16 protein-coding genes are annotated in these 11,953 nt (G+C 70.5%); 7 read left to right on the top strand and 9 right to left on the bottom strand.

Annotated features, from left to right (window positions below; genetic code table 11):
• Positions 1-118 precede the first annotated feature (118 nt).
• From G3N18_RS10530 to G3N18_RS10515, 4 genes are read right to left on the bottom strand one after another with little or no spacing between them, the layout of a single operon-like run.
• Complete coding sequence (locus G3N18_RS10530; protein ID WP_196384220.1) at positions 119-991, bottom strand: prolipoprotein diacylglyceryl transferase family protein; 873 nt, start codon at positions 989-991, stop codon at positions 119-121.
• Positions 992-994: 3 nt separating this feature from the next.
• Positions 995-1,333 carry a hypothetical protein gene (locus G3N18_RS10525; protein WP_338038489.1) on the bottom strand — a complete coding sequence of 113 codons (339 nt, stop codon included), beginning with the start codon at positions 1,331-1,333 and terminating at the stop codon, positions 995-997.
• The gene (locus tag G3N18_RS10520) at positions 1,330-2,937 is read right to left on the bottom strand and encodes a radical SAM protein (protein ID WP_230404103.1); all 1,608 of its coding nucleotides are present in this window, start codon (positions 2,935-2,937) and stop codon (positions 1,330-1,332) included. Before G3N18_RS10520 ends, G3N18_RS10525 begins: the two co-directional genes overlap by 4 nt.
• Positions 2,938-2,963: 26 nt before the next feature.
• Positions 2,964-3,617 carry a DedA family protein gene (locus G3N18_RS10515; protein WP_196384219.1) on the bottom strand — a complete coding sequence of 218 codons (654 nt, stop codon included), beginning with the start codon at positions 3,615-3,617 and terminating at the stop codon, positions 2,964-2,966.
• Between the two features lie 78 nt (positions 3,618-3,695).
• Between G3N18_RS10515 and aspS the strand changes: the two genes are divergently transcribed.
• From aspS to G3N18_RS10480, 7 genes are all read left to right on the top strand, one after another.
• Entirely contained in the window at positions 3,696-5,036 is a 1,341-nt protein-coding gene (gene aspS / locus G3N18_RS10510) for an aspartate--tRNA(Asn) ligase (RefSeq protein WP_196384218.1), read from the top strand.
• Positions 5,036-5,824, top strand: coding sequence for a tyrosine-protein phosphatase (locus G3N18_RS10505; RefSeq protein ID WP_196384217.1), 789 nt, complete (start codon positions 5,036-5,038; stop codon positions 5,822-5,824). Before aspS ends, G3N18_RS10505 begins: the two co-directional genes overlap by 1 nt.
• Positions 5,825-5,969: 145 nt before the next feature.
• Complete coding sequence (locus tag G3N18_RS10500; protein ID WP_196384216.1) at positions 5,970-6,146, top strand: YegP family protein; 177 nt, start codon at positions 5,970-5,972, stop codon at positions 6,144-6,146.
• 134 nt (positions 6,147-6,280) lie between these two features.
• On the top strand, positions 6,281-7,414 hold the full coding sequence (locus tag G3N18_RS10495) for an ABC transporter substrate-binding protein (RefSeq protein ID WP_196384215.1): 1,134 nt from the start codon (positions 6,281-6,283) through the stop codon (positions 7,412-7,414).
• Positions 7,411-8,346 carry an ABC transporter permease gene (locus G3N18_RS10490; protein ID WP_420827092.1) on the top strand — a complete coding sequence of 312 codons (936 nt, stop codon included), beginning with the start codon at positions 7,411-7,413 and terminating at the stop codon, positions 8,344-8,346. The genes G3N18_RS10495 and G3N18_RS10490 overlap by 4 nt, the downstream gene beginning before the upstream one ends.
• Positions 8,343-9,137, top strand: coding sequence for an ABC transporter permease (locus tag G3N18_RS10485; RefSeq protein ID WP_196384214.1), 795 nt, complete (start codon positions 8,343-8,345; stop codon positions 9,135-9,137). Before G3N18_RS10490 ends, G3N18_RS10485 begins: the two co-directional genes overlap by 4 nt.
• Positions 9,134-10,264: an ATP-binding cassette domain-containing protein gene (locus G3N18_RS10480; protein WP_196384213.1), complete on the top strand. Its 1,131-nt coding sequence runs from the start codon at positions 9,134-9,136 to the stop codon at positions 10,262-10,264. Before G3N18_RS10485 ends, G3N18_RS10480 begins: the two co-directional genes overlap by 4 nt.
• A gap of 49 nt (positions 10,265-10,313) precedes the next feature.
• Here G3N18_RS10480 and G3N18_RS10475 read toward each other — a convergent pair whose 3' ends face one another.
• From G3N18_RS10475 to G3N18_RS10455, 5 genes are all read right to left on the bottom strand, one after another.
• Complete coding sequence (locus G3N18_RS10475) at positions 10,314-10,613, bottom strand: Dabb family protein (RefSeq protein WP_196384212.1); 300 nt, start codon at positions 10,611-10,613, stop codon at positions 10,314-10,316.
• The gene (locus G3N18_RS10470) at positions 10,610-10,867 is read right to left on the bottom strand and encodes a glutaredoxin family protein (RefSeq protein ID WP_196384211.1); all 258 of its coding nucleotides are present in this window, start codon (positions 10,865-10,867) and stop codon (positions 10,610-10,612) included. Before G3N18_RS10470 ends, G3N18_RS10475 begins: the two co-directional genes overlap by 4 nt.
• A gap of 119 nt (positions 10,868-10,986) precedes the next feature.
• On the bottom strand, positions 10,987-11,085 hold the full coding sequence (locus G3N18_RS10465) for a 30S ribosomal protein bS22 (RefSeq protein ID WP_003792170.1): 99 nt from the start codon (positions 11,083-11,085) through the stop codon (positions 10,987-10,989).
• A gap of 82 nt (positions 11,086-11,167) precedes the next feature.
• Positions 11,168-11,359, bottom strand: a complete 192-nt coding sequence (locus G3N18_RS10460) for a helix-turn-helix domain-containing protein (protein ID WP_196384210.1) — start codon at positions 11,357-11,359, stop codon at positions 11,168-11,170.
• A 126-nt stretch (positions 11,360-11,485) separates the two neighbouring features.
• Entirely contained in the window at positions 11,486-11,899 is a 414-nt protein-coding gene (locus tag G3N18_RS10455; protein WP_196384209.1) for an ArsR/SmtB family transcription factor, read from the bottom strand.
• Between the last annotated feature and the right edge of the window lie 54 nt (positions 11,900-11,953).

The raw sequence follows: 11,953 nt of genomic DNA, 5'->3' as shown, positions 1-11,953 counted from the left end.
GGACTCGTCCGCCGGCTGCGCGGGCGGCTCGGCCTCCGGCGGCGCGGCGGACTCGACCGCCGGCTGCGCGGGGGGCTGCTCGTCGGAGGCGTCAGCAGAAGAGTCAGCAGCGGGGTCGTCAGGCGGGTTGCTCACGGCGGTCGCTCCCTTGCGCGGGTGTCGGTACGGCGGGTGTCGGTGCGGCGGATGCCGCGGGGGTGGATGCCTCGGCCTGTCGCGCGGCTGCGCCGAACGCACCGCGGCGGGCCATGACGGCGATGCGGACGAGCAGGATCGGGATCGTGACCATGAGGAACAGCTGCGGGCGCGTGAATCCGGCCCACGCGATCTCGTTGCCGCGGACGAACTCGACGAAGAAGCGGAACAGGCCGTACGCGGCGATGTAGAGGGTCAGCGTCTCCCCCGCCGCGATCGGCCGGTGCCGCAGCCAGAGCCACAGCAGCGCGAAGGCGGCGGCGTGAAAGGCGATCTCGCAGACGAAGCTCGGGTGCAGCGGTACGCCCGCGGGCGACCCGACCCGCGCGGCCGCGTCGGGCGTGAGCACGATGCCCCAGCCCTGGCCGGTCGGCGTTCCAGGGCGCTCGGTCAACAGGCATCCGATGCGCCCGATGCACATCGCCAGGGCGACCGCCGGGGCGAACAGGTCTCCGGTGCGGTCGGGATAGCGCACGATGCGCTTCGCGACGTGCACACCGAGCCACGCGCCGACGAGCGCCGACAGCATGGAGGCGTTGCCGTGGGCGAGCTGATCTATGAGGCTGAGGTTCTGGGTGGGGTCGAGGTGCTGCGCCCACGTGCCGAGGCGCGACAGCAGCGCGGCCCCGGCGAGCGCGCCGAGCACGAGGTAGGGGATGCGCGGGTCGGTCACGCCCCGGCGGCGCCGCTCGATCAGAAAGACGATGCCCGCCGCGGCGAGCCCCAGCGCGACGAAGAACTCGTGGGTGCCGAGCGGCGGCAGCCAGGGGGCGAGGTCGTGCAGGGTCGGGAACACCGCTCAGCCCGCCGTCCAGCCGAACACGCGCGCCCACACCATCACCCAGAGCGGCGTCGCCGCGGCGGCGAGGGCGGCGACGACCCACAGATAGATCAGCACGTTGCGGGTGTCGCCCAGTTTGCACCGCGAGCGCAGCAGCCCCGCCCGGCGCGCCCGCGTGTAGCCGGCGATGGCGACGAGGGCGAAGCCGAGCACGGCGAGGGGGCCCACGACGCACGCGATCAGCGCGATCGTCGTGAAGACGCACAGCCGCAGCGGGTCATACGGCGCACCGCTGTGCGGCGGATCGGGCACCGACGCGTCGCGCTGGTTCAGGTGCGAGAAGTCGGCCGTGCTCACGTCGCCACCGTCACGGGCAGCTGACGACGGCCCGCCGCCGCACCGCCCGTCGCGGTCGAGATGCGCGTGCGCGCCAGCGGCGCCCACGCCTGCACCGCGCAGAACGGCGCGCACTGGTGCGCGGCGGTCTCTTCGTTCACGGTCGCGACGTGCACGCAGCACTGGGTCAGGCGTTCTTCGATCATCGTGTTGATGTCCATGAACGGCTTGATCGTGACCCGCAGCACGCGGTCGGCGAGCATGCGGCGCAGCCGCTGGTGCTGTCCGGGCAGCTTCGAGGCCGCGAGCGTGGCGAGGGTGCCGATGCCGAGGTCGCAGTTGACGCAGATGTCGCGCCAGATGTCGCTCATCGACGGGTGCGAGAGCAACGACTGCTCGCTCAGCAGGTCGAGCAGCGAGCTCCTCACGACGTCGCGGATCGCCTTGTTCACGTTCGAGTCGGCGATGCGGTTGGCGAGCAGGTCGGGATTGAGGTCGAGGAATTCCTTCAAGCGCTCGTGGCCGATGAGTCCGACGAGCGAGCGCCACTCGCCGCCGTCGTCTTTCAAGAAGTAACCCACCGAGCAGCAGTGCGGGTGGCTGCACGGCAGTGCGGTGAGGTCGCGCCAGGTGATCTCATCGTCTGTCTGCGGGCCGAGCCGCGCGAGCACGCCGGTGTGAGTGAGCCGCTCGTTCGGGTCGATCCCCGCAGAGCGGCCGGACCCGAACACCGGCTGGATCGTGACCCCGCCGACGTAGGGAGTCGCCATCGCCCGGCGGATCACCGCGCCGATCTCGCCGTCGTTGACCCCGAGCGCGGCCGTCATCGTGAGGGTGGTGAACACACCGGCATCCGACAGCCGCTCGATCGCCCGCTCTTTGAAGCGACGGATGTCGGCGCCGCGATGATAGGCGGATGCCTCGGCCGACTCGCCGTCGTACTGCAGATACACCTCGACGCGCTCGCGGTGCTTCTTCAGCGTCGCGACCAGCTGATCGTCTTGCGCGATGCGCAGGCCATTGGAGTTCAGCAGGATGCGCACGATCGGCCGCGCGACGAGCTGCTCGAGCAGCTGCTCGATCCACGGGTACAGCGTCGGCTCGCCGCCCGAGAGCATGAGCACGTCGATGCGGCCGTTCTCTTTCGAGAGGCGCGCGTCGACCGAGGCGAGCACCTCGGCGAGCGGCGCGATCGCGCTCGCGGCGGGCCCCGACTCGGCGAAGCACGTGGGGCAGCGCAGGTTGCAGTGATCGGTGAGGTCTTCGAGCAGGATGCAGGTGTGCTGCGTCTGCATCTGCGGCAGGCCGTCTTCGTACGCCGACGGCACGGGCTTGAAGTTGCCGGTCGTGTCGGGCGCGTGCACCTTGGTGGGCGCCGTCCACTGCTCGAGGTAGCGCAGCAAGTCGGCCGATTCGTCGTAGAGCGTCGAGACGAGCCCGTGATCGGGGCATCCGCGTTCGAGCCACACCGTGCCGTCACGGTCGGCGAGCCACCCCGACAGACGCCGCACCTCGGCGAGCGGCCGGTCGGGGTCTTCTTCGTGACAGCGCGGGCAGAACGCGTTGACGTAGCGGTGGATGCGGTAGTCGCGAAGGGGCATCCCGGCGCCGGCGGTGCGGGTCATGGGCCGACGCTACTGCACGGGCGGCCTCAGGCGGGATCTGTATCCACAGCGGCACGCCGCAACCGGCGCACGCGCGTGACCGTGAACCAGACGAGGGCGCCTGCCGCGGCGGCGATGACCGCGTACTGCAGCACGCCGGCGTACTCCTCGACGATGTGCCACTGCTCGCCGAGGAAGAACCCCGAGAGCACGAAGACGCTGTTCCAGATGAGCGATCCGGCGAGGGTGAGCAGTCCGAACCGCCACAGCGGCATGAGCACGACGCCGGCGGGGATCGAGATGAGGCTGCGGAAGATCGGCAGCATCCGCCCGAAGAACACCGCCTTGCCGCCGTGGCGGCCGAACCACGCGACCGTGCGATCGACGTCGTCGACGTGCAGGAGCGGCAGCCGCTTCACGAGCGCACGCAGCCGGTCGAGGCCGAGCACCGCGCCGATCCCGTAAAGGGCGAACGCACCGACGACCGAACCCGCCGTCGTCCAGAACAGCGCCTCGAAGAGGGTGAACGAGCCGCGCGCGGCGGCGAGCCCCGCCATCGGCAGGATCACTTCGCTCGGCAGCGGCGGAAAGAGGTTCTCGAGCGCGATCGCGACGCCGGCGCCCGGCGCCCCGATGAGGTCCATGAGGCCGACGACCCCGTCGATGAGGGCGGTGAGCCACGAGCCGTCCAGAGTCGTCATGCCCCCGAGGCTAGGCGGGCCAGGTTACGAGAACCTGGGCGGATGCCCGGCGGGCGCGCCCGCGTAGACTGGTCCCTCGTGACCGAACGCACCCTCGTCAGCCAGCTGCAGTCCCGCGAAGACGGACCCGTCCGGGTCTCTGGATGGGTCGAGACCGTCCGCGATCAGAAGAAGGTGCAGTTCGTCATCCTGCGTGACGAGACCGGCGCCGTGCAGCTCGTGAACCCCGCGACCCGCCCCGACCCCGACGCCACGGAGCAGGATGCCTCGGCGCTCGCCCTCACGGCGCTCATCTCGGAGCTGTCGACGGGCACCTTCCTCACCGTCACGGGCGACCTCAAGCACGACGAGCGCGTCAAGCTCGGCGGCGTCGAGATCAAAATCGCGGGCCTCGAGATCGCCGCCGCGGCCCTGCCCGAGACGCCGATCGCGGCCGACAGCGGCCTCGACAAGCGCATGGACTGGCGCTTCATCGACCTGCGTCAGCGCCGCAACAACCTCGTCTTCCGCATTCAGACGACCCTCGAGCACGCGATGCGCTCGTACTGGGTCGAGCGCGACTACGTCGAGATCCACTCCCCCAAGCTCATGTCGACGCCCGCCGAGGGAAACGCCGAGCTGTTCGCCCTGGAGTACTTCGGCGACCAGACCGCCTACCTCGCGCAGAGCCCGCAGCACTTCAAGCAGATGGCGCAGGCGGCCGGCTTCGGCAAGGTGTTCGAGATCGGTGACGTGTTCCGCGCCGACCCGTCGTTCACGAGCCGTCACGCGACCGAGTTCACGTCGATCGACGCCGAGCTCAGCTGGATCGACTCGTACGAAGACGTCGCCGCGATGCAGGAAGAGCTGCTCGCCGTCGCCTTCCAGGCCGTGGCCGACAAGCACGGCGACGAGATCAAAGAACTCTTCGACATCGACGTCGTCGTGCCGACCGTCCCGTTCCCCCGCATCCCGCTCGCCGAGGCGCGCGAGATCGTGAAGGCCCGCGGCTACGACATCCCGCGCACCGACGGCGACCTCGACCCCGAGGGCGAGCGTCAGATCTCCGCGCACGTGCAAGAGACCTACGGGCACCAGTTCGTGTTCATCACCGACTACCACCCCGAGATCCGCCCGTTCTACCACATGCGCAATGCCGAGACGGGGCTGACGGCGAGCTACGACCTTCTCTTCCGCGGCACCGAGATCACGACGGGCGCGCAGCGCGAGCACCGCATCGACGTGCTCGAGGCGCAGGCGGTCGAGAAGGGCCTCTCGCTCGAGGGGCTCGAGCACTACCTCGACTTCTTCCGCTACGGCGTGCCGCCCCACGGCGGCTTCGGCATGGGCCTCGCGCGCGTGCTCATGCTCATGCTCGGGCAGGACTCGATCCGCGAGGTCACGTTCCTCTTCCGCGGCCCCACGCGTCTGGCCCCCTGATGAGCGTCGTCGGCGGGCTGCACAACTTCCGCGACACGGGCGGCACGGCCCTGCGCGCGGGAGGTGAAACCCGCGCCGGAGTGCTCTACCGCTCCGACGCGCTGGGCACGCTGACCGACGCGGGGCTCGAAGTCTTCGCCGAGACCCCGATCGGGGTCGTCGTCGACTTCCGCACTCCGCACGAGCGCGCGGCGCTCCCCGACCGGCTGCCGGCCGGGCGCCCCTACCGCACCGTCGACCTGTCGATCCTCGAGGGACCGATGGGCGAGCTGGCGCAACAGGTCATGGCATCCGGTGCTCCGCTGACCGACGACCAACTCGCCGCCGTCGCGGGCAGCCTGCCGACGCTCGAGCAGCTGTACATCGGCATGCTGCAGCACGGCGCAGATGCCTTCGCGCAGGTCGCCCGCCTCGTCGCGGCCTCGACCGACGACGAGCCGACCGCGGTTCTCGTGCACTGCACGGCGGGCAAAGACCGCACCGGCGTCGCGGTGGCCCTGCTGCTCGAGGCCGCGGGGGCCGAGCGCTCCGCCGTCGTCGCCGACTACACCGCCTCGCAGGCGAACCTCGCCGGCGGGTGGGCCGACGGCATGCTGCAGACGGTCGCCTCGCTCGGGCTGCCCCTCACGCCGGCGCTCGTGACCCTCATGACGGGTTCGCCCGCCGAGGCGATCGAGGGTGCACTCGCGTGGGTGGATGCCACGCACGGCGGCGCCGCCGAGTACCTGCGCTCCGGCGGGCTCACCACAGAAGAACTCGCGACGCTGCGCACCCGTCTCACGGCCTGACACCCGGTAGCAGGCCTCGCACGAGGCACCCCTCCGGCTCTCGGCAACGTCATCGACGCGCGCTCTTCCGCCGTGCCGCACCGCGCGCTAGCGTGAGCGCGAGCCCGACCGCGACGGTCGGTGCAGGCAGCGAAGGGGGCCAGCGATGGCTGGAAAGTTCGAGCTGTACAACGACAAGGCCGGCAAGTGGCGTTTTCGCCTGAAGGCCGGCAACGGGCAGGTCATCGCGGTCGGCGAGGCCTATGAGTCGAAGGCCGCCGCGCAGAACGGCATCGAATCGGTCAAGAAGAACGCGCCCGACGCCACCGTCGTCGAGGTCTGACCCGGCGAGAGATCACCGGCGCGTCACGCGCCGTTCACCGGGCGGCGCCCGGCAGGTCACGTAGCGGTTCTACGTTCCTCTCATCCCCCGCGCAACGCGTCAGCGGCGTGCGCGGATCACCCGAGAGGAACAGCATGTCCCGTATTCTCCTGCGTCGCGCCCTGGGCGCGACGGCCGCCGTGACCGTCGCGGCACTCGCACTCGCCGCCTGCAGCGGCAGCGCCGATGCCGGCCAGAGCGCCGGCGGCGTCGACGCCGCGACCGCCACGAACGTCGCAGCGTTCGGCACGTTCGAAGGCCTCGAGGCGGCCGCGAAGGCCGAAGGTCAGCTGAACGTCATCGCGCTGCCGCGCGACTGGGCGAACTACGGCGAGATCCTCGACCTGTTCGCTGAGCGCTACCCCGACATCACGATCAACGAGCAGTCGCCCGACGTGTCGAGCGCCGAAGAGATCCAGGCCGCCAAGACCAACGAGGGCCTCGACACCGCGCCCGACGTCTTCGACCTCGGCCTCACCGTCGCGCTGAAGAACACCGACGTGTTCGCGCCGTACCAGGTGCAGACCTGGGCCGACATCCCCGACGCGCTCAAGGAGCCCACGGGCCTGTTCGTCGGCGACTACGGCGGGTACATGTCGGTCGGCTACGACTCGTCGAAGTTCGCCGCCCCGACCTCGCTCGACGACCTGCTCACCCCCGCCTACAAGGGCGCCGTCGCCATCAACGGCGACCCCACGCAGGCCGGTGCCGCGTTCGCGGCGGTGGGTCTTGCGACCGTGCAGTCCGGCGGCACGCTCGACGACTACCAGCCCGGCATCGACTTCTTCGGCTCGCTGCAGAAGGCCGGCAACCTGCTCAAGGTCGACGTGACCACGGCGACCGTCGCGAGCGGCGAGACCCCCGTCGTCTTCGACTGGGACTACCTCAACACGGCGCACCAGAAGGACAACCCGGCGTTCAAGGTCGTCGTCTTCGACGGCACCGGCTACGCCGGCTACTACAACCAGGCGATCAACAAGAGCGCCCCGCACCCGGCCGCGGCTCGCCTGTGGCAGGAGTTCCTCTACAGCGACGAGGTGCAGAACCTGTGGCTGAAGGGCGGCGCGCGTCCCGTGCGCATGGAAGCCATGACCGACGCGGGCACGATCGACGCGACGCTCGCGGCGGCCCTCCCCGAGGCGCCCGCCGAGACGGTCGTCCCCACCGAGAAGCAGTCCGCCGCGGCGGGCACGCTCCTCGGTGAGAAGTGGGCCACGGCGGTTCAGTGACCTCGTCTCCGACGGTGGGGGTGGATGCCGAGGCATCCACCCCCACCCCCTCTTCGACACCCGCCCGCCCCGCGAGGGCGCGGCGGTCGTTCTCGTGGGCGTGGCTCGGGCTCACGCCGTTTGCGGCGTACGTGCTGCTCTTTCTCGCGTTGCCGACCGTGCTCGCGGTCGGCTCGGGGTTCTTCACCAAGAGCGGCGAGTTCACGTGGAGCAACGTCGCCGCCCTCGGCGACCCGCTGGTGCTCGCCGGCTTCGCCAACTCGGCCGGGCTCTCGCTCGTGACCGCCCTCGTCGGCGCCATCGCGGGCGCGCTCGTCTGCTACGCGCTGCTCGGCACGAATCCCGAGGGGGCGCTGCGCTCCTCGGTCGACGCGGCGGCGGGCGTGCTCGCGCAGTTCGGCGGGGTCATGCTCGCGTTCGCGTTCATCGCGACCATCGGCATCCAGGGTGTCGTGACGCTGCTGCTGCGCGACACGTTCGGCATCGACATCTTCGCCGGCGGCGTGTGGCTGTATGAGCTGCCGGGCCTCGTGCTCCCCTACATCTACTTTCAGATCCCCCTCATGGTCATCACCTTCATGCCGGCGCTCTCGGCGCTCAAGCCCCAGTGGGCTGAAGCGAACCTCACCCTCGGCGGCACGCGAGCGAGCTTCTGGGCGCGCATCGGCGTTCCCGTCCTCGCCCCGGCGTTCATCGCGAGCCTGCTGCTGCTGTTCGCGAACGCGTTCTCGTCGTATGCGACCGCCGCCGCCCTCGCGAGCCAGGGATCGCAGATCGTTCCGCTCCAGATCCGCGCCGCCCTCACGAGCGAGACGGTGCTCGGCCGCGAGAACCTCGCCGGGGCACTCGCCCTCGGCATGATCGTGGTCGTCGGGCTCGTCATGGCGCTCTACTCGCTCGTGCAGCGCCGCGCGGCGCGGTGGCAGGCATGACCCGGCTCGGCCCGTCGCGGGTCACCCGCACGGTCATCGCCCTCGTCATCGGCGCGTTCTTCGCGATCCCGCTCGTCTCGACCCTGCTCTACACGCTGCGGATGCCCGACGAGTCGCTCTCGCTGTCGCGGTGGGCGAGCCTCGGCGATCCGCACACCGCCGCAACCCTCAAACCGATCTGGACCGGCCTCGGCAATTCGCTCGTGTTGAGCGTCGTGACCGTCGCGATCGTGCTCGTGCTGCTCGCGCCGACCATGGTGCTCGTGAATCTGCGCTTTCCGCGGCTGCGGCGCGTGTTCGAGTTCACGGCGCTGCTGCCCATCTCGATCCCCGCGATCGTGCTCGTGGTGGGCCTCGCCCCGATCTATCTGCAGATCGGGCGGATGCTCGGCACCGGCGCGTGGACGCTCGCGTTCGCCTACGGCATCACCGTGCTGCCGTTCGCGTACCGCTCGATCCAGGCCTCGATCGACGCGGTCGACCTCCGCACCCTCGCCGAGGCCGCGCGCTCGCTCGGCGCGAGCTGGCCCGCCGTCGTCGTGCGGGTGCTCGCCCCCAACCTGCGACCGGGGCTGATCGCGGCATCCCTCATCTCGATCGCCGTCGTGCTGGGCGAATTCACGATCGCGTCGCTGCTGAACCGTCAGGTGTTCCAGACCGCGATGGTCGTCGTGCAGAAGCAAGACCCCTACCTGCCGGCGATCTTCACCCTGCTGGCGCTGGTGTTCTGCTTCGTCGTCCTCCTCCTCATCGGCCGCGCCGCCCGCGGCACCCGAAAGGCCCGCCCGTGACCATCGACCGCGCCCTCCCGCGCACCTCCGACAACCTGCTGCTGACGGGCTCCTCCGAGGGCACCCGCGTGCAACTGCGCGGCATCGAGAAAAGCTTCGGCGGCACACGCGTGCTGCACGGCGTCGACCTCGACATCGCCCCGGGTGAGTTCGTCTCGCTCCTCGGCCCGTCGGGGTGCGGCAAGACGACCGCCCTGCGGGTGCTCGCGGGCCTCGAGACCGCCGACGGCGGCGCCGTGCTGCTCGGCGGCCGCGACGTGTCGCGCGTGCCGACCAACCGGCGCGACATCGGCATGGTGTTCCAGTCGTACTCGCTGTTCCCGCACCTGAGCGTCGCCGACAACACCGCGTTCGGGCTGCGCCGCCGCGGCGTGCGTCGTGCGCCGGCCGCGACCCGCGCCGCCGACGCGCTCGACCTCGTCGGGCTCGGTCATCTCGCCGACCGCTACCCGCACCAGCTCTCGGGTGGTCAGCAGCAGCGCGTCGCGCTCGCGCGCGCCCTCGTCACCGAACCGCGGGTGCTGCTGCTCGACGAGCCGCTGTCGGCCCTCGACGCCAAAGTGCGGGTGCAGCTGCGCGACGAGATCCGCCGCCTGCAGCTGCGCCTCGGCATCACGACCGTCTTCGTCACGCACGACCAAGAAGAGGCGCTCGCGGTCTCTGACCGCATCGCGGTGATGGATGCCGGGCGCATCGAGCAGATCGGCACGCCCGAAGAACTCTACCTGCGCCCGCACACCCCCGTGGTCGCCGCGTTCGTCGGACTCTCGAGCGTATTGCCCGGTGTCGCCGCGGGCGACCGCGTGACGGTCTGGGGCACGTCGCTCCCCGTCGCCATGGGGCAAGCCACCGGGCAGGCCGCCGGGCACACCGACTGCCCGGTCGAGGTGCTCGTGCGCCCCGAGAACGTGCGCGTGCACGTGGCCGATGGAGCGGCGGATGCCTCGGGCGCGGCCGGTCAGGTCGAAGAGAGCACGTTTCTCGGCAGCTTCCGCCGGTCGGTCGTGCGCACCGACGACGGCGCGATCGTGCACGTGCAGCACGGCTCGGACGAGCGGCTCGAGTACGGCCAGCGGGTGCGGCTCACGCTCGCTCCCGTTCCGGTCGCCGTGCGCGCCGCCTCGTAGCGGGCCGCGCGCCGCGGCCGCCCCGGCACGTCCCCGCGGCCCCGGCGGCTCAGACCTCGTAGTCGACCGCGACGCGGTCGGCGACGACCGAGCGCACGTACCCGACCACGGCCTGGTGGTCAGGGTTCGTCTGGTACGCGTCGAGTGCGGCCTCGTCGGCGAAGTCGGCGACGAGCACGACGTCCCAGTTGGCGCCGCCGACGACGTCGGGCCCCACCGCGATGCTCTCGATCTCGGGCACGACGCCGGCGAGCGCGTTCAGGTCGTCGGCGATCTTCTGCGCCTGGGCGGCGCGCTCGGTCGGGTCTTCGGTGGCGAGCTTCCAGGCCACCACGTGTCGCACGGTCATGCGTTCTCCGTCTGTGTCAGGGCGGCGCGCAGCCGCGCCGCGTCGAGGCGCCAGTGCGCGTGCAGGTGATCGTCGATCAGCACGACCGGGATCTTCTCCCACCATGCGTCGTACAGCGCCGGGTCGTCGAGGATCGACACCTCTTCGATCTCGATGTCGTTCTCGGGCAGATCGGCGACGACCACGTCGACGATCTCGCGCGCCACGTCGCACAGATGGCAGTCGGGTTTGGAGATGAGCGTGAGTGTCGTCACGGCATCCATCCTGCCCGATCCGGCCACGGGGCGGCTCGATCGGTCACCGGTGGAAACACGAAGCGCCCGTCCAGCCGGACAGGCGCTCGGTGCAGATTACTGAGAATCCAGTGCCGCGATTACTTCTTGTTGCGGCGCTGGTGGCGAGTCTTGCGAAGCAGCTTGCGGTGCTTCTTCTTCGCCATGCGCTTGCGGCGCTTCTTGATGACTGAACCCACGGAAAACCTCACTATGTCAGGGGTCTGGACGCGGATCGCCGCGCCCGGGAACGGCACTTCAGAAAAATGCCCTCGGAACAGTCTAGCCGACGTCGGCGACTGGCCGTTGCAGAGCGGCGGTGACGGCCGTCTCGGGCACGCGATAGCTGCGGCCGAACCGCACAGCCGGCAGCTCGCCCGAATGCACGAGGCGGTAGACGGTCATCTTCGACACCCGCATGATCTCCGCCACCTCGGCGACGGTGAGAAATCGCACGTCCGACAGTTCTGCCATGTCTTGATCCCCCGAGTTCCGGGCTCCCCCGAGCCGCGCGGCTCACGAAACGGCCGCGCGCCCAGCCTAAAGGTCGGGTGATGCGCGTGTAAACCTCTGTGAACGCTGTGGCGAACCTTTGCCCGCTCAGCGCCCCGGGATCTTCTTCAGCACGCTCTCGAACGCGTGCTTGGTGGATGCCGCGGCGCGCCCCACCAGGTCGGCGGCGGCGGCGGCCGAATCGGTCAGCGACGTGCCCGCGGCGGCCGCGTCGGCGGCGGCGATGCCGTCGTCGAAGAACGGGACGAGCCAGTCGTCGACCTCGTCGAGCGGCGCCGTCGACAGGCTGTAGTAGCGGTGCTGGCCCTCTTCGCGCACCGAGACGAGTTCGGCCTCGCGCAGCACCTTCAGGTGCTTCGAGACCGTCGGCTGGCTGACCTGCAGTTCGGCGACGATGTGCGAGACGCTCGTGCCGTGCTCGCCCGAGGCCCCCCGCTCGCGCAGAAACTGCAGAATGTCCCGACGGGTACCGTCGGCGATCACGTCGAAGATGTCCGCCATGCCCTTAGGTTAGCCCGCGCCGCCGCCCGAGTACCATGACAACGACCCAGCGGC

Source organism: Microbacterium paulum, assembly GCF_015707995.1.
Lineage (GTDB): Bacteria > Actinomycetota > Actinomycetes > Actinomycetales > Microbacteriaceae > Microbacterium > Microbacterium paulum.
This window is presented reverse-complemented; position numbering and strand designations above follow the sequence as displayed.